The sequence below is a fragment of the Pseudoalteromonas sp. L1 genome (assembly GCF_021728095.1).
Lineage (GTDB): Bacteria > Pseudomonadota > Gammaproteobacteria > Enterobacterales > Alteromonadaceae > Pseudoalteromonas.
In genome coordinates this window covers 463,740-481,020 of sequence record NZ_JAKKCT010000001.1, presented here as the reverse complement: position 1 = coordinate 481,020, position 17,281 = coordinate 463,740, and the positions used below count along the sequence as shown (strand labels likewise).

Annotated in this window: 15 protein-coding genes; 4 read left to right on the top strand and 11 right to left on the bottom strand. The window is 41.3% G+C overall.

Annotated elements, in window-relative coordinates; genetic code table 11:
• Position 1 precedes the first annotated feature (1 nt).
• From ispC to rpsB, 7 genes are all read right to left on the bottom strand, one after another.
• Complete coding sequence (gene ispC / locus L3V38_RS02220; RefSeq protein ID WP_237118224.1) at positions 2-1,201, bottom strand: 1-deoxy-D-xylulose-5-phosphate reductoisomerase; 1,200 nt, start codon at positions 1,199-1,201, stop codon at positions 2-4.
• The gene (locus L3V38_RS02215) at positions 1,198-2,064 is read right to left on the bottom strand and encodes a phosphatidate cytidylyltransferase (protein ID WP_130150609.1); all 867 of its coding nucleotides are present in this window, start codon (positions 2,062-2,064) and stop codon (positions 1,198-1,200) included. Before L3V38_RS02215 ends, ispC begins: the two co-directional genes overlap by 4 nt.
• A 22-nt stretch (positions 2,065-2,086) precedes the next feature.
• Positions 2,087-2,866: an isoprenyl transferase gene (locus L3V38_RS02210; protein ID WP_130150608.1), complete on the bottom strand. Its 780-nt coding sequence runs from the start codon at positions 2,864-2,866 to the stop codon at positions 2,087-2,089.
• 105 nt (positions 2,867-2,971) lie between these two features.
• Positions 2,972-3,529 carry a ribosome recycling factor gene (gene frr, locus L3V38_RS02205; protein WP_130150607.1) on the bottom strand — a complete coding sequence of 186 codons (558 nt, stop codon included), beginning with the start codon at positions 3,527-3,529 and terminating at the stop codon, positions 2,972-2,974.
• A 17-nt stretch (positions 3,530-3,546) separates the two neighbouring features.
• A complete protein-coding gene (pyrH, locus tag L3V38_RS02200; protein ID WP_062570043.1) occupies positions 3,547-4,296 on the bottom strand; it encodes a UMP kinase in 750 nt (249 codons plus the stop codon).
• A 152-nt stretch (positions 4,297-4,448) separates the two neighbouring features.
• The gene (gene tsf / locus L3V38_RS02195; protein ID WP_130150606.1) at positions 4,449-5,300 is read right to left on the bottom strand and encodes a translation elongation factor Ts; all 852 of its coding nucleotides are present in this window, start codon (positions 5,298-5,300) and stop codon (positions 4,449-4,451) included.
• 105 nt (positions 5,301-5,405) lie between these two features.
• On the bottom strand, positions 5,406-6,134 hold the full coding sequence (gene rpsB, locus L3V38_RS02190; protein ID WP_062569873.1) for a 30S ribosomal protein S2: 729 nt from the start codon (positions 6,132-6,134) through the stop codon (positions 5,406-5,408).
• 236 nt (positions 6,135-6,370) lie between these two features.
• Between rpsB and map the strand changes: the two genes are divergently transcribed.
• From map to L3V38_RS02170, 4 genes are all read left to right on the top strand, one after another.
• The gene (gene map / locus L3V38_RS02185; protein ID WP_267136299.1) at positions 6,371-7,192 is read left to right on the top strand and encodes a type I methionyl aminopeptidase; all 822 of its coding nucleotides are present in this window, start codon (positions 6,371-6,373) and stop codon (positions 7,190-7,192) included.
• Between the two features lie 12 nt (positions 7,193-7,204).
• Entirely contained in the window at positions 7,205-9,823 is a 2,619-nt protein-coding gene (gene glnD, locus L3V38_RS02180; RefSeq protein WP_237118223.1) for a [protein-PII] uridylyltransferase, read from the top strand.
• 9 nt (positions 9,824-9,832) lie between these two features.
• Positions 9,833-10,660: a 2,3,4,5-tetrahydropyridine-2,6-dicarboxylate N-succinyltransferase gene (gene dapD, locus L3V38_RS02175; RefSeq protein WP_130150603.1), complete on the top strand. Its 828-nt coding sequence runs from the start codon at positions 9,833-9,835 to the stop codon at positions 10,658-10,660.
• A gap of 539 nt (positions 10,661-11,199) precedes the next feature.
• Entirely contained in the window at positions 11,200-13,230 is a 2,031-nt protein-coding gene (locus L3V38_RS02170) for a BCCT family transporter (RefSeq protein WP_237118222.1), read from the top strand.
• An 82-nt stretch (positions 13,231-13,312) separates the two neighbouring features.
• On the opposite strand, the gene L3V38_RS02165 is transcribed toward L3V38_RS02170, so the two are convergent.
• From L3V38_RS02165 to phhA, 4 genes are all read right to left on the bottom strand, one after another.
• The gene (locus L3V38_RS02165; protein ID WP_237118221.1) at positions 13,313-15,268 is read right to left on the bottom strand and encodes a methyl-accepting chemotaxis protein; all 1,956 of its coding nucleotides are present in this window, start codon (positions 15,266-15,268) and stop codon (positions 13,313-13,315) included.
• Between the two features lie 154 nt (positions 15,269-15,422).
• Positions 15,423-15,989: a hypothetical protein gene (locus L3V38_RS02160; RefSeq protein WP_237118220.1), complete on the bottom strand. Its 567-nt coding sequence runs from the start codon at positions 15,987-15,989 to the stop codon at positions 15,423-15,425.
• A gap of 99 nt (positions 15,990-16,088) precedes the next feature.
• On the bottom strand, positions 16,089-16,433 hold the full coding sequence (locus L3V38_RS02155) for a 4a-hydroxytetrahydrobiopterin dehydratase (protein WP_036969771.1): 345 nt from the start codon (positions 16,431-16,433) through the stop codon (positions 16,089-16,091).
• Between the two features lie 9 nt (positions 16,434-16,442).
• A complete protein-coding gene (phhA, locus tag L3V38_RS02150; protein ID WP_346729896.1) occupies positions 16,443-17,276 on the bottom strand; it encodes a phenylalanine 4-monooxygenase in 834 nt (277 codons plus the stop codon).
• Between the last annotated feature and the right edge of the window lie 5 nt (positions 17,277-17,281).

Sequence of the window (17,281 nt, the reverse complement as noted above, 5' to 3'; positions counted from 1 at the left end):
CTTAATTCATGCCCTTTTTAACAAGTTCAAGCGCTTTCATACGTGCAGCTTTATCGCACGCTAATATTTCTTCAAGTGTTTGTACATTAACATTCAAGGTTGACTCTAATGTCTGCGCATTAACACGGAAAATATCTGTAAAGCCAATTTGCCCATTTAAAAATGCCGCAACAGCTACTTCATTGGCAGCGTTGACTGTCGTTGTTGCACCTTGCCCCATTTCACTGGCATCTATTGCTAATTTTAAATTTGGATAACGTGCATAATCAGGTTTAGTAAACGTAAAATCAGCTAGCTCTGAAAAGTCGAGGGGCTTCACACCTGCATCAAGACGATCTGGAAAAGCAAGTGCATGTGCGATAGGTGTGCGCATATCTGGATTCCCCATTTGCGCAAGCACAGAGCCATCTTGATACTGTACCATTGAGTGAATAATACTTTGCGGATGAATGACCACTTCAATATCACTGGCGTGACAGTTAAATAACCATTTAGCTTCAATGAATTCGAGGCCTTTGTTCATCATGGTCGCTGAATCAACAGAAATCTTTTGTCCCATAGACCAGTTAGGGTGAGCCACCGCCTCAGCGACTGTAACAGATGATAAGGTGGCTAAATCACGTGTTAAAAATGGACCACCAGAGCCCGTTAACAAGATTTTGCTCACGCCGTTATCACCAAGTAACCCTGATGTGTTTTGTAATGATGCAGGCATGCATTGAAAAATAGCATTATGTTCGCTATCAATTGGCAGTAATGTTGCGCCATGTTGCTTTACTTTGTCGATAAACAACTGACCTGACATCACCAACGACTCTTTATTAGCAAGCAGTACTTTTTTACCTGCTTCAACGGCACTCAAGGTGGGTAGTAAGCCTGCTGCTCCCACAATAGCCGACATCACTGTATTAACCTCGGGGTGAGCCGCAAGCTCGCTCATTGCTTCTACGCCTGCAAGCACTTCGGTCGTACAGGGTGTATTTGCAAGTAAGCTTGATAACGCCTTTGCTGCCGCGTTATTAGCCATAACTGCAAATTTCGGTTGATGCGCTAAGCAAAGCTCAGCCATTTTTTCAGCATTTTGCCCTGCGGTTAACGCAAAAATAGCGAAGCGATCTGTATTTCGAGCAACAACATCTAACGTGCTTAGGCCTATTGAACCTGTTGCACCAAGCACTACCAGTTGTTCAGTCTTACTCATAAACTCAATGTCCATGCATAACAAAGGACAAAAATAGGTGCTGCAGCAGTTAGGCTGTCAATACGGTCTAAAATACCGCCATGACCAGGTAAGCATGAACCGCTGTCTTTTAAACCCGCTTCACGCTTAAACATACTTTCAAGTAAGTCACCCACCGCAGAAAACAGTGCTATAAATGCAGTCATAATGGCATAAACAGGCCAAACAGCCATATCAACATCGCTAAAGTGACAAAAAGCCAACACGAAGATAACCGATGCGACGACACCACCAAGTAGCCCTTCAATGGTTTTATTAGGGCTGACTTTAGGCATTAATTTACGTTTTCCTAAGTTCTTGCCTGTAAAATAAGCACCGATGTCTGCGCTCCAAACAATACCTAAAACCACTAAAATAAGCATTGAACCAAAGTGAGTCGATTCGTTATAGCCCGCACTTCTTAAGGTATTTAACGCCAACCATAATGGCACGAGGGTTAGAAAGCCTGCTATCGCTCGCATCACAAGACCTTCATTCCATGCTTTGGCCATGGCCGGGTAGCGCCATACTAAATAAGTGGCAACAATCCACCACGCGAATGACAAGGTAAACAAATAATTAGCATCGCCCACCAGTTTACCGTTTTGCCAAAGCGACTCTATCGGCCAGTGCCAATTCAGCAGAGCAAGAATGATAGCGGTCGCAGCAACAAAGCCTAGCCGTTTGAATTTATCGCATAAGCCCATAAAAGCAGACCATTCCCACGCACCGAGTAAAACAATACCGGCGGCGATATAACTAAATAAAGTAAGTGGGGTATAAAAAACCAGTACAAGTGCAAGTGGCGCAAGTACAAGTGAGGTTAAAATTCGTTGTTTAAGCAATGTGTGTACCTTCAACTAGTAATTAGGTTTCGGCGAGTAATTGTTTTATTTGTTCACCGGTACAACCAAATCGTCGCTCTCTGGCAACGTAACAAGCGATAGCGTCAGCAAAAGCAGCTTCATTAAAATCTGGCCAAAGCGTATCTGTAAAGTAAAGCTCAGCATAAGCAGCTTGCCACAAAAGAAAGTTACTAATGCGTAAGTCGCCACCAGTACGGATCATCAAATCAAGTTCCACCTGACCTGCCATACTCATGTGGTCGTTCATATGCTGCTCAGTAATTTCATCTGCAGCTAATTCACCTGCAGCGACTTTCTTCGCAAGCTGTGTTGCGGCATTGGTAATATCCCAACGACCACCATAATTAGCCGCGACATTTAATTCTAACCCAGTATTGTTGCGGGTAAGTTCGTGTGCAGCATCTACTTTGTGTCGTAAACCTTCAGAAAAACGTGATAAATCACCAATGATATTTAGTTTTACATTATTTTTATGAAGTTTTTTTACTTCTTTGCCCAGTACGAATAAAAACAACTCCATAAGTGTATTTACTTCGTCCTCTGGGCGGCGCCAATTTTCACTACTAAACGCAAATAGTGTTAATGACTGAATACCTAAGCGAGTACAAAATTGAACAGATTGACGCACCGCATCAACGCCCTTTTTGTGCCCGTAAACACGTGGACGATTTTTAGCTTGCGCCCATCGACCGTTACCATCCATGATTATAGCGACATGCTTAGGCAAACTTTGCTGGGAAATTTTATCAGCGTTAAGAACCATAAATATCGAGTATTCCATAAAAAAACGCCGTCTAGTATACCCTAGACGGCGTTTCAAAACTAATAAATTTAGTTATGCCTATTACCTATTCAGGATGAGTGTCTGAAAGATAAACAGGACGTATTAGATTTCCATCAATTCAGCTTCTTTCGCTGTTAATTGTGTATCCATTTCTTTAATGAACTTATCAGTAAGCTTTTGAATTTCATCTTCTGCTTGACGCGCTTCATCTTCAGAAATGTCTTTATCTTTCAATAAGCTCTTAATGTCGCCATTCGCATCACGACGGATGTTACGTACCGCAACACGGCCACCTTCAACTTCGCCACGTACGATTTTAATTAGGTCTTTACGACGCTCTTCTGTAAGTGGAGGAAGTGGAACACGAATAACTGTACCTGCAGACATAGGGTTTAAGCCTAAGTCTGAAGCCATGATCGCTTTTTCTACAGCTTGTGCTAGTGACTTGTCGAACACGCTAATAGCAAGTGTACGCGAGTCTTCAATTGTTACGTTTGCAACTTGGTTTAACGGTGTATCAGCACCATAGTAAGATACTTGAATACCATCAAGTAACGCAGGGTGAGCACGGCCTGTGCGAATTTTAGATAATTGACTGCCTAGTGCCGCAACACTTTTTTGCATGCGCTCTGACGCATCTTTTTTGATATCGTTAATCACGGTTCAATCCTAATAATCTATTTATTTATTTCATCTGAGGCTTGTGAAGAAATAAGTGTTCCTTCATCTTCACCCATAATAACACGTTTCAACGCGCCAGATTTGTTCATATTAAATACGCTTAAAGGCATTTTATGATCTCGTGCAAGAGTGAATGCAGCTAAGTCCATAACCTTTAATTCTTTTTCAATGATTTCATTGTAGCTCAAGTGGCGATATAGTGTAGCTTCTGGATTTTTCACTGGGTCATCAGAATAAACACCGTCCACTTTTGTCGCTTTGATAACTGTATCAGCTTCGATTTCGATACCACGTAAACACGCGGCAGAATCAGTAGTAAAGAACGGATTACCCGTGCCCGCTGAGAAAATAACTACGCGGCCAGATTTTAATAAGCTGATTGCTTCAGCCCAGTTATAAGCATCACACACACCATTTAGTGGAATAGCTGACATTAAGCGGCAATTTACAAATGCACGGTGTAGTGCATCACGCATTGCCAAGCCATTCATTACTGTTGCTAACATTCCCATGTGGTCACCCACTACGCGGTTCATGCCTGCTTCTGCTAATGAACCACCACGTAAGAAGTTACCGCCGCCGATAACCAAACCTACTTCTACGTCGAGTTCTACAAGTTCTTTAATTTCTTGAGCCATACGGTCAAGTACTTTCGGGTCGATGCCGAAGCCTTCGTCTCCCATTAATGCTTCACCGCTAAGTTTAAGAAGAACACGTCTAAAAATAGGTTTACGATTGATAGTCATAATATTTGGGCCAGCCTTAGTAATGAGATAAAAAATAACCGCGCTATGGTTACACATAAAACGCGGTTATTTTAAAGAATTTTCATCAGTGACGCAAAAGCTAATAGCAGATTAATTTCATCTAATTTCGCCTGCATCACTCAAGCAGAAAATTACTCGCCTTTTGCAGCAGCGATTTGTGCAGCTACTTCAGCAGCGAAATCTTCTTCTTTACGCTCGATACCTTCACCTACTTCTAAACGGATGAAGTTAGAAACAGTTGCGCCTTTCTCTTTAAGAATTTCGCCAACAGTCTTCTTAGGCTCCATGATGAAAGCTTGACCAGTAAGAGAGATCTCACCAGTGAATTTTTTCATACGGCCAACAACCATCTTCTCAGCGATTTCAGCAGGCTTGCCTTCGTTCATCGCGATATCGATTTGAACTGCTTTTTCTTTCTCAACAACGTCAGCTGGTACGTCTTCTGGGTTAACAAACTCAGGCTTAGACGCAGCTACGTGCATAGCAACTTGCTTAAGTGTTTCTTCGTCAGCTTCACCAACTACAACAACACCGATACGGTCGCCGTGACGGTATGAAGAAAGTTTGTCACCATCGATGTACTCAACGCGACGAACATTGATGTTTTCACCAATTTTAGCAACTAGTGCAACACGCGTTTCTTCGAACTGTGCTTTAAGCGCATCGATGTCTGCTTTAGATTCTGCAGCAGCGTCAAGAACTTGGTTAGCGAAACCAAGGAAGTTTGAATCTTTAGCAACGAAGTCAGTTTGACAGTTAACTTCAAGAAGCGCAGCGAAACCGTTACCTTCTTTGATTAAGATTGTACCTTCAGCAGCGATGTTACCAGCTTTTTTAGCAGCCTTTGCAGCACCGCTCTTACGCATGTTTTCGATCGCTAACTCGATGTCACCGTTAGTTTCAGTTAACGCTTTTTTACAATCCATCATGCCAGCGCCAGTACGCTCGCGTAATTCTTTAACTAGGGCAGCAGTTACAGCCATTAGAATATCCTCAATTGAATTCTGTTATTAGGGAAGCGGTATGGGCCGCTTAACAAGAATAACAAGTCTTCACCTTAATTAAGATGAAGACTTGATGACAGCTAATTACTCAGCTTCTACGAAATCGTCTTTCTCAGCTTGAGCAACGATGTTGTTCTCACGACCTTCAGTGATCGCAGCTGATACAGCGCCAGTGTAAAGTTGGATAGCACGGATCGCATCATCGTTACCAGGAACAACGTAATCAACGCCGTCTGGGTTAGAGTTAGTATCAACGATAGCAACAACTGGAATACCTAGGTTGTTAGCTTCACGGATAGCGATGTGCTCGTGGTCTGCATCGATAACGAAAAGTGCGTCAGGAAGACCACCCATGTCTTTGATACCACCAAGGCTCTTTTCAAGCTTTTCCATTTCACGAGTTAGCATTAACGCTTCTTTCTTAGTTAACTTCTCGAAAGTACCGTCTTGGCTTTGCGCTTCAAGATCTTTAAGACGCTTGATTGATTGACGAACTGTTTTCCAGTTAGTCAACATACCACCTAACCAACGGTGGTTTACGTAGAACTGCTCGCTTTGAAGAGCTGCTTCTTTAACTGCTTCGCTTGCTGCGCGCTTAGTACCAACGAAAAGTACTTTACCTTTGTTAGAAGCTGCGTTCGATAAGAACTTAAGTGCTTCGTTGAACATTGGTACAGTTTGCTCTAGGTTGATGATATGAACACGGTTACGAGCGCCGAAGATGAAAGGCTTCATCTTAGGATTCCAGTAACGTGCCTGGTGACCAAAGTGAACACCAGCTTGAAGCATATCGCGCATTGAAACGTTTGCCATTTGTAAATTCCTCTAATAGTTTAGGGTTAGGCCTCCACATATCCCATAGCACCAACACCTAAGCTAATTTGTAACTTATGTGCACCCAAGTGTATGTGACGATACGTGTGTGTGTTAAAATAAAATTGTGTTTGCCTTAAATACAAAAAATCAGTTAAGAATTTATTTGTAAAAAGACGGCGCGCTTTATACCATATTAAAATTGAAAACTCAACATTCAGTGCAAAATTTGTGCACTGAAAAATGACCTAAAAAACAACTTTGGAGCCTCAATGAGTGCTGTGATCAAGACCCCTGAAGAAATCGAAAAAATGCGTGTTGCCGGGCGCTTAGCCGCCGAGGTACTTGAAATGATTGAACCGCATGTGGTGCCAGGTGTAACCACAGATGAACTAAATACAATTTGTCACGATTATATTGTTAACGTTCAAGATGCTATTCCAGCACCACTTAACTATCACGGTTTCCCAAAATCAATTTGTACCTCAGTGAACCATGTAATTTGTCACGGTATCCCAAATGACAAACCACTTAAAGAAGGTGACAGCGTCAATATTGATGTAACTGTAATCAAAGACGGTTACCATGGCGATACATCTAAAATGTTCCATGTTGGTACACCTAATATCCAAGGTAAGCGCCTTGCTGAAGTAACTCAAGAAAGCCTGTACCTTGCCATTAAAATGGTAAAACCTGGCGTTCGCTTAGGTGACATTGGTGCTGCGATTCAAAAATATGCTGAAAGCTTTAGCTATTCGATTGTACGTGAATACTGTGGTCACGGTATTGGTGCAGAGTTCCACGAAGAGCCACAAGTTATGCACTATGGCAAAGCAGGTACTGGTGAAGTATTAAAAGCGGGCATGTGCTTAACAATCGAACCTATGGTTAATGCGGGTAAACGCCAATGTAAGTTGCTTAAAGATGACTGGACTGTCGTAACAAAAGACCGTTCATTGTCTGCACAGTGGGAACATACGCTGTTAGTGACTGAAAATGGTGTTGAAATTTTAACGCTCCGATCAGATGATACTATTGACAGGATCATCGAACACTAGGAGCCAGCCCCTGTGGCATTACCCAATAAAGTAAAGAAGTTGCTTAGCCAAGCTGAGCAACTTAGCGACTATCGCGACTGTTCAAGTTATTTTTACAAATGGCTTCAGAACGAATTTTCTAAACAACCCGTCAGCAACTTAATCAATGCCCGCGCTGAGTTTATCGATCGCTTATTGATTAAACTGTTTCATGACTATGACCTTGCGCACGAAAGTGATTTGGCCCTTATCGCAGTAGGTGGTTATGGCCGTGGCGAATTGCACCCCTACTCCGACATCGACTTTATGTTGCTAGTAAGCGAGCAGCCAAGTGATGCGGTGTGTGAAAAGATTGGTCAATTCGTCACTATGCTTTGGGATCTCAACTTAGAAATTGGTCACAGCGTTCGTACCATAGAACAAGCATTAGAACAAAAGCGCGAAGACGTGACGTTTGCCACCAGCTTACTCGAAAGCCGACTCATTTTCGGTAATCATATTGAGTTTGAAAAGCTCAAAAGACATTTAGTCGATACACCCATTTGGCGCTCTGATGAATTCTTTTTGGCGAAAGTGCAAGAACAGAATTTACGTCATAAAAAGTGTCACGGCACAGCCTATAACCTTGAGCCGAATATTAAAGAAAACCCGGGTGGTTTACGTGATTTACAAACCATTATATGGGTGGCAAAAAAACACTTTAGAGCAGAAACATTACAAGAGCTCATTAATCACGGCTATCTTACTCACGAAGAATATCAAGAGCTCTCTGAATGCTTAGAGAACTTATGGAATATTCGATTTGCATTGCATATAGCCGCAGGACGCTCTGAAAACCGCTTATTGTTTGATCATCAACCTCACGCTGCTGAAATACTTGGTTTTGGTAGTGATGGTAAAGCTTCCGTAGAGCGCATGATGAAACGCTTATTCCGAATTATGAGCCGCGTACGTGAGCTTAATCAAATGCTGCTTTCATACTTTGAGCAAAGCATTTTACCTGGCGCAGGTGAGTTACCTGTCGTTGAGCTCGATCGTAACTTTGAGCGTATTGGTCATCAAATTCGGGTAAAAAACCCATCGGTGTTTTTCCGCCGTGATCAACTATTTGTGTTGTTCGAGCATATTGCTGACAACCCTGAAATCACCCATATTTACCCAAGTACCATACGTACAATGCGCCAAGTACGACGCCGCTTACTCGGTGATTTACAAGATTACGCAGCCTGCCGCGAAGCATTTTTACGACTTGTTAAGCATCCTAACGGCATGGGTCGTGCATTCACGCTTATGCACAAGCACGGCATGATTGCAGCCTATTTACCGCAATGGCGAAATATTTTTGGACAAATGCAGTTTGACCTCTTTCATGCTTACACCGTGGATGAGCACACGCATAAATTAATCAACAATATTTACAAGTATTTTGATAAATCAAAAGTCAGCGAGTTTCCGCTATGTAGTGAAATTGTCACGCGCATGGATAAACCTGAGCTACTTTATTTAGCAGGTATTTTCCATGATATTGCCAAAGGTCGTGGTGGCGATCACTCAGAGCTTGGCTCTGTAGACGCCCTTGCCTTTGCTAAGCTTCATCGCTTTCCTGCGTCCGATGGTAAACTCATTTCGTGGCTTGTTGCTAATCATTTACTCATGTCGGTCACGGCGCAGCGTAAAGATATCAATGACCCTGATGTCATTAAAGACTTTGCCAGCAAAGTAAAAACGGAGCGTCAACTCGATTACTTATATTGTTTAACATTAGCCGATATTCGTGCCACCAACGATAACTTGTGGAACGATTGGAAAAATACCCTACTACGAGAGCTTTATTTACACACCCAGCGCGCACTTCGTTTAGGGCTTGAAAACCCGATGGATCAACGTGACCAAATTCGTGATAAAAAACAACAAGCTAAACAACGCTTATTGAACCACGGCTGTAACGAAGATCAGATCGACTTAATTTGGAGTCGTTTTAAAGCCAATTACTTTACCGCTTTTAGTGAACAACAAATTTCGTGGCACACCGAACACTTACTCAGTTGTGAGGACTTAAGCCAGCCCAGTGTGATGGTATCTGATACCGCCATGCATGGGGGAACGCAAGTATTTGCTTATAGTCCATACTCAGGCGGGCTGTTCGCTCGTTTAGTTAGTGTCATCGGCTCAAAAAAAGCACAAATTCAACATGCACAAGTCCTCACAACGAAAGACGGTTATGTGCTGTTTAGTTTTGTTATTCTGGAAGTGAATGGCGATCCAATTGCCAGTAACCGTGCGCAAGGAATTAAACGTGCACTAGACGCTGCAATTAGTGACCCTAAAAAGAAAATCCGTTTTAAGAAGAACCGCTCACAGCGTTTTAAAGACTTTAATATTAAACCCAAAATTGTGCTTCGACCACATGCCCGAAAAGATCGCAGTTTAATCGAAATTCAGGCCGTGGATATCCCTGGGTTACTCACGAAAATTGCCGAAGTGTTTCAAGCACACTTATTACATATTCATGCCGCACGGATCACCACTGTAGGTGAACGTGCAGAAGATTTCTTCGTGGTATCAAATAACGAATACCAAGCATTAACAGACGAAGAACAAGCAAAAATTCATCAAGCATTGCGTAAAAAACTCAACGCAGAAACCGAATAAGAGGACCTTATGTCAGATTTAAAAACCATGATCGAAAACGCCTGGGACAACCGCGATAGCATCAGCCCAAGCACGGTATCAAGCGACGTAAAACAAGCTATTATCGACGCACTTGAACTACTTGATAGCGGCGCTGCGCGTGTTGCTGAAAAAATCAGCGGTGAGTGGGTTGTACATCAATGGCTAAAAAAAGCAGTGCTATTATCTTTTCGTATTCGTGATAACCAGCCAATGAACGATGGTGTTAATCAGTTTTACGACAAAGTACCACTTAAATTTAGCGACTACACACCAGAGCAATTCCAGCAAGGTGGCATGCGTGTTGTGCCAAATGCAGTTGCTCGTAAAGGGAGTTTCGTAGGTAAAAACGTGGTACTCATGCCATCTTATGTCAACATCGGCGCTTACGTTGATGAAGGGACGATGGTTGATACATGGGCAACCGTTGGCTCGTGTGCTCAAATTGGTAAAAACGTACACTTATCTGGTGGTGTAGGCATAGGTGGCGTACTTGAACCACTACAAGCAAACCCTACGATTATCGAAGACAACTGCTTTATTGGCGCACGCTCTGAGATTGTTGAAGGTGTTGTCGTTGAAGAAGGTGCAGTTATTTCAATGGGTGTTTATATCAGCCAAAGTACGCGCATTTATGACCGTGAAACAGGTGAGATCCATTACGGTCGCGTACCTGCCGGCGCAGTTGTTGTACCAGGCTCATTGCCTTCAAAAGATGGTTCACACAGCCTTTACGCTGCCATCATAGTGAAAAAAGTTGATCAACAAACTCGCGAAAAAGTGGGTATTAATGCCCTCCTTCGTTCAATTGACGAGTAACTGCTTGCAATAACCGATTTTCATTACAGCGCTAGCCATAATGGTTGGCGCTTTTTTATACTCGTCGCTTTAAGTTTTATTCCTTAAATTGTTACATCTTATTTCAAATACACACTTCATCGCGTATTTACTGCTATTCGGCGTTACTTCTGACCCACTGTTTATCTCACTGAAGTGATTTTTAGTGCCGGCGATATGGTTAATATTCGAGGTGCTGAACAATTACAAACAGGTCAAGAAGTTGAGGTGCAAGGTGAGCTTTAAATTAATCTCTTAAACGAAGGCTTAAATAGTGAATTAGGAGCTACTTTATTCATACTATCTAGTACGAGTTGTGTACTCCTAAACTAAAGTCTACCCGTTAAGATGAATACACTTATTTTGATTCGCGTAGTACATCTTTATTAACTCCCCCTTAATACTGGAAAAGCAATCAATATATTCAAAAACAATCCTTTATAACTAGCTATTCATTATTTGATCCAATAAGGTAGTTGATAAGTACGCTTAAAGTTAGCTTTAAAATAAAGGATTTATTTATGGCAAGAAAAACCTTACGCTCAACTATTTTACTACCCGTATTTTTACCGGCAGTCTCTATTATCTTTTTACTTGTGCTTGGTACAATCAGTGACCCTGAACAAGCAGGTAAAGCATTTTCAGTAACGCTATCTTGGATAACAGAAACCTTCGGCTGGTTTTATATGTTATCTGTTGCGGTATTCCTAGTATTTATAGTATCCATAGCAGCCTCTAGCTGGGGTAATATAAAGTTAGGCCCCGCTCACGCAGAACCTGAATATAGCTCATTAGAGTGGTTTGCTATGCTCTTCTCAGCAGGCTATGGTGTAGCACTTCTTTACTTCGGTGTTGCAGAGCCTGTTCTTCACTATTCCTCACCGCCTAGTGGCGCAGCAGAAACTATTGATGCAGCAAAGCAAGCGATGCAAATCGCATTTTTTCACTGGGGCTTCCACATTTGGGCAATTTATGGCGTCGTCGGTCTTGTTCTTGCCTACTTTGCATTTCGCCATGGTCTTCCGTTATCCATTCGCTCAGCCTTATATCCGCTAATTGGTGATAAGATCCATGGCCCTATTGGTCATTGCGTCGATATATTTGCAATTTTGGGAACCCTGTTCGGGATTGCAACCACATTGGGTTTATCTGTTACTCAAATCAATGCAGGCTTACATTATTTGTGGGAAGGTATTCCCATTAATGCAACAGTGCAAATTATTACAATCGCCGTCATAACCGGTGCTGCAACTATATCGGTAGTTGCGGGGTTAGATAAGGGAGTAAAACGCTTATCTATACTCAATATGGCTATCGCAATAACGTTAATGATGTTTGTGTTTTTTGTTGGTTCAAGTATCCATATCTTAGAATCATTTTTACAAAATACAGGTAGCTACTTAAGTGGAATTGTAGAAAGAACCTTTAACTTGCAAGCATATACCCGCAGTGACTGGATAGGAAATTGGACACTATTTATCTTTGGCTGGACTATCGCTTGGGCCCCTTTTGTTGGTATGTTTATAGCAAAAATAAGTCGTGGTAGAACAATCAGACAGTTTGTTGTGGGTGTCATGTTAGTGCCAAGTTTATTTACTTTTTTATGGTTTTCCATTTTTGGTGACACAGCATTAAACTTGATAATGAACGAAGGGTTAAATTCACTTATTACTGATGTTGAAGCAAATCACGCTGTTGCTTTATTTCAATTATTCAATGCGTTACCGCTTTCATCATTTGCCTCTTTCTTAACTGTTATTTTGATTATCACGTTCTTCGTGACATCATCTGACTCGGGTTCATTAGTTATTGATTCATTAGCATCAGGCGGCAGTATTCATACCCCTGCTTGGCAGCGAGTTTTTTGGGCTGTACTCGAAGGTGCTGTTGCTGCGGTATTACTTTTAGCCGGTGGCCTTAAAGCACTTCAAACGATGACCATAGCCAGTGCCCTGCCCTTTGCTATTATTATGCTACTTGCCTGTGCGGGACTATGGCGTGCTCTTCGCATTGAGGGCCACCGAGATGTGAGTCTACAAGCTCATACGCTCATTAATAAAAATTTAGACCTTTCTCTGTGGAAACATCGCTTAAAAGCAATGATTGATTACCCTAATAAGCAAGAGGTGTATGCATTTATAAATAAGATTGTTGTAACTGCAATGAAAGAAGTGCAAAGCGAGCTAATTAACCGTAATTGGCAAGCCTCTGTTGATGTTGACACTGATATTGGCCGAGCATATCTAACAGTAACACGTCATCATCATGTCGACTTTGTATACGATATTAGGCTTACCGAGCATGCTAAACCGAGCTTCGCATATGCCGAACCCGCCGCTGCAGATAGTGAATCGCAACTGTATTATCGTGCAGAAGTGTTTTTACGTCGCGGTGGGTTGTCATACGATATTTATGGCTTTGAAGAAAATGATGTTGTAAAAGATATTCTCGACCAATTTGAAAACTACTTACACTTTTTAGATAACAGCCCTGGCGATCTTCCTTGGGATCTAGAAAAACATGATGATATGTTAGATACACGTAAAGATTAACAAGCCAAGCTAGCTTGTATCTCTGTGATTTAACCGGTGTAGCATTATTCAAGCCAGCAAAAGCTGGCTTGAATAAGCGCTTTTAAGCAACTTTAAATTGCTTCACAATCTGATCAAGTTCCAGCGCTGTTTGGGCCAGTCCATCAGCAATAGCAGCAGCTTGCTCTGCTCCATCCATTGTTTCATGTGCTTTCTCATTCACATGCTGCACACTTTCACTAATTTGCTGACTGACAACATTTTGCTCTTCAGACGCACTCGCTATTTGTACATTCATATCTTTAATGGTCCCTACTGATTGCGATATTTGTTCAAGCACGCTGCCTGTTTGCTCTGTTTTTTCTGCAGTTTGCTCAACACTGACCATATTTTCTTTCATTGAGTCTACTGATTTCTTCGCTTCATTTTGTAAGTTTGAAATCATCACTTGTATTTCTTCGGTGCTCTGTTGAGTACGACTAGCTAATGAGCGAACCTCATCAGCAACAACTGCGAACCCGCGTCCTTGCTCTCCTGCTCTAGCAGCTTCAATTGCTGCATTCAAAGCAAGTAGATTAGTTTGATCCGCTATCCCTCTGATCACATCCAGTATTGAGCCAACAGATTCTGTTTCAGCCTCTAAATTAGCAATGGTTTTACTAACATGAAGCATGGTTTCTACAAGCTCTCCCATCGCAGCATGCGTTTGCGAGACCACTTGTGTGCCTGTTAAAACCTCGTTATCTGCTTTTGTAGCTGCCTCTGCTGCTAATTGCGCACTTTGGGTTATTTCATTGATTGTTGCAGACATTTCATGCATTGCTGTGGCTGTTTGCGTCAGTTGGTCTGATTGATGTTCAGCACCTGTCTTAGAATTTGTTGTGATGGTAGTTAACTCTTGCGAAGTTTGCGAAACTTGAGTCGTTGAGTCACTGATTTGGGTGAGCATTTCATTAAGTTTAGACACCATGTCCCGCATCGCTAAATAAATACCCGTTTCATTACCCTGCTGACTGAAACGATAGGTTAAATCTCCTTGTGCTATTGATTGAACAATACGAGCTATCTCGCTTGGCTCGCCACCAATAGGCGCTTTTATGAGCCGAGATATAAAGATACTTAAGAAAATACCTACAGCAATAATAATTAGCGAAAATACTAAAATCGTATTAATTGCATTTTTGCTGCTAGCTTGTAGCATCGGGCCTATTTCATCTTGACGATTTTGACTGGCTAACTTTATTTGCTCTATTTGCTCGGCAATTGCAGGGCCTATCTTATCTAAGGTACCTGATATCACCGTGTTACGCTCGCTAATTGCTTCGTTAACAAGCACTAAGCCTTCAATGTATTCATTGGTTCTGAGTTTTATATCTGCGAGTAACGTTTGCTCTTTATTGCCACTCACTGTTTTTGCCAAACTCTCTAGCCTATCCAATAAAACTGTAAACTCTTGCTTCGCCCTATTAAGTTCTTCTTGCGTGTTATTGACAAGAAACTTAGCGGCATACAAACGACCTAACAGGAGTGACTCTTGTAATTGTGAGCTGTAAAACAAAGCTGGAACATCATTTTTTTGCATACTTAATTGGATTATTTCACTGATCCTCTCTCGCATATATTTACCATTAGCATCAAGCATGTTGGATACGACTTCATTTCGCTTATTAACGAGGTTAACAATTTTTTCAAAGGCTGATTTATAAGTTAACGCCTCTTGCTCTATGGTTGTGATCGCTTTAACCTTGTTTGCATCATTAAACTGCCGCTTTCCAGATTGAATGAGATCATTTAGTAATTGGTAGCGATTAGTAAATTCATTAATACTCGCTTGGTTCTGATCTTTTAAGTACTTAAGGGCACTTAAGCGAAGACTTAAAACATTTGATTGGATTCGACCTGAAATATTACTATCACGCGCATTTGCACGATAATCTACAAAATTTTCGTATCCAGAATTAAGTGCGATAAGTGCAACAACACTAACAACACCAAGAAGAAGGACCATTGCACCAAAGGCTAGGTACAGCTGGGTATTTAACTTTAACTTAGTAAACATAACGTTCTCTCTGTTTAACGTTGCGTCCACTGCATTAAGAGTCCTTGATAGGGTGCTTAAACAAAGTATAGAAACAATGTATGTAAATGAAATGTTTAGTACGAAAAAAAATTAATTTACGAAATGTCTGATAAGAGCAAAGGTATTAATTGCATTAAGAACAATTAAAACCTTGCAGTGAGATATGTTTGCTGTGCTCACCCAAGCTATCTTCATGATGAATAATTAATTCATCTTGATTCACAGTAAAACTAAATTCCCCTAGCCATTGTAATGAAGCTATTGGTTCTTGATGATAAAAACCCTGTTTGTCATAACAAAGATAAGTAAAGTGATGATAAACATCAGCAAAAACACCATAATCTGCAGTAAAAACATTAATATGTTGTTGCTGCTTAAAATGCTTTGCCTGAGTGCCTGCCACTAAATACCAAAAACAAACAGATGCCATTATCACCACTTGCAACCCTGCGAAGATAAAAGATAACAGACGAATCAAACGAATAGGTTTTGTATCTTGATAGAGTAATCTTTCATGTTTAAGAAGAATAAAAATACCCACTATCACCATCAGTAATTTTATAAACATCAGATAAACCCCTATCTGATACATCATTTTGGGGCTATGCCATTGAATACCAAACACTTGAGGAACAAACAAACTATCGATAAGAGGTAAAAAAATAAACAGAGTAGAAATTAATAAACTTTTATTTTTCATAGTATTCCTTAAAACTCTCATCATGTTACTTTTTCCCCTTTGCAAAAGCAAAAAGGCGTAATCTTGCGATTACGCCTTTAAAAGTTTTAGAGGTGCTTTTTATAATGCAGCGAATACGTCGTCTGTTTTAGCCGCACAAATAAAATCGTTTTTGTGTAAGCCTTTGATTGAATGACTCCACCAAGTAACAGTTACTTTACCCCACTCGGTTAAAAGACCTGGGTGATGGCCCTCTTCTTCGGCCATATCGCCCACTTTATTCGTGAACTCAAGTGCTTGCTTGAAGTTTTTAAACTTGTAAACACGCTCTAATTGCATAATGCCGTCGCGCACTTCAGGAACCCAATCTGGGATCATTTTGATCAATTCTGCTAATTCAGCATCAGATACTTTAGGCGCATCCGCACGACACGCTTCACACTTTTGTGTGCTTAATGAAGACATTATAAATCCTTAACTTGCTAATTTTTCTTTAGGTGGAAACTTTGGCTCATGTAGCCCTAATTCTTTTGCTTTACTCACCAGCGACATGATATCCATTTGTGAAATATCGAATAAGTCATTGATTGAGCTTATGGTGTAGTACACTGGTTGCATTATATCAATACGATAAGGTGTACGTAGCACATCTAATACATCCATTGCATTGATTTCTGGCTTATCTGAATATACATATTGTGTTTCGCCAGGACTCGATAAAATACCACCACCATAAATACGCAGGCCTTGCTCAGTTTGCATCAAACCAAACTCAACAGTAAACCAGTAAAGACGCGCTAAATAAACACGATCTTTCTTTTCAGCGGCATAGCCTAACTGGCCGTATTTGTGAGTAAACTCAGCAAATGCAGGGTTAGTTAGCATGGCGCAGTGACCAAAAATCTCATGGAAGATATCTGGCTCTTGTAAGTAGTCAAACTCTTCACGGCTGCGAATAAACGTCGCAACTGGGAACTGCTTGTTTGCTAATAAACGGAAAAACTCATCAAAATCGATCAGAGCTGGTACAGGGGCAACTTGCCACCCCGTAGCCTCAAGCAGCACATCATTAAGCTCACTGAGTTGTGGAATACGATCTGTTGGTAAATTGATTTTCTTAAGACCTGCTAAATATTCATCACAGGCTTTACCTTCGATGCAAGCGAGCTGGCGAGCAACGAGCTCAGACCATATTTTATTTTCTTCTTCGCTCCAATGGATAACCCCATTTTCATCAGGTTGCTTGGAGGTGTAATTACTTGCTTTAGCCATAATAACCTTCTTCGTTAAATCGTGATCAGCATCGATCAGAG

What these genes read in the sequence shown, in the direction of transcription:
- ispC (WP_237118224.1), bottom strand. Translation starts at nt 1,201, where the DNA reads ATGAGTAAGACTGAACAACTGGTAGTGCTTGGTGCAACAGGTTCAATA.
- L3V38_RS02210 (WP_130150608.1), bottom strand. Translation starts at nt 2,866, where the DNA reads ATGGAATACTCGATATTTATGGTTCTTAACGCTGATAAAATTTCCCAG.
- pyrH (WP_062570043.1), bottom strand. Translation starts at nt 4,296, where the DNA reads ATGACTATCAATCGTAAACCTATTTTTAGACGTGTTCTTCTTAAACTT.
- tsf (WP_130150606.1), bottom strand. Translation starts at nt 5,300, where the DNA reads ATGGCTGTAACTGCTGCCCTAGTTAAAGAATTACGCGAGCGTACTGGC.
- rpsB (WP_062569873.1), bottom strand. Translation starts at nt 6,134, where the DNA reads ATGGCAAACGTTTCAATGCGCGATATGCTTCAAGCTGGTGTTCACTTT.
- dapD (WP_130150603.1), top strand. Translation starts at nt 9,833, where the DNA reads ATGTCAGATTTAAAAACCATGATCGAAAACGCCTGGGACAACCGCGAT.
- L3V38_RS02170 (WP_237118222.1), top strand. Translation starts at nt 11,200, where the DNA reads ATGGCAAGAAAAACCTTACGCTCAACTATTTTACTACCCGTATTTTTA.
- L3V38_RS02165 (WP_237118221.1), bottom strand. Translation starts at nt 15,268, where the DNA reads ATGTTTACTAAGTTAAAGTTAAATACCCAGCTGTACCTAGCCTTTGGT.
- L3V38_RS02160 (WP_237118220.1), bottom strand. Translation starts at nt 15,989, where the DNA reads ATGAAAAATAAAAGTTTATTAATTTCTACTCTGTTTATTTTTTTACCT.
- L3V38_RS02155 (WP_036969771.1), bottom strand. Translation starts at nt 16,433, where the DNA reads ATGTCTTCATTAAGCACACAAAAGTGTGAAGCGTGTCGTGCGGATGCG.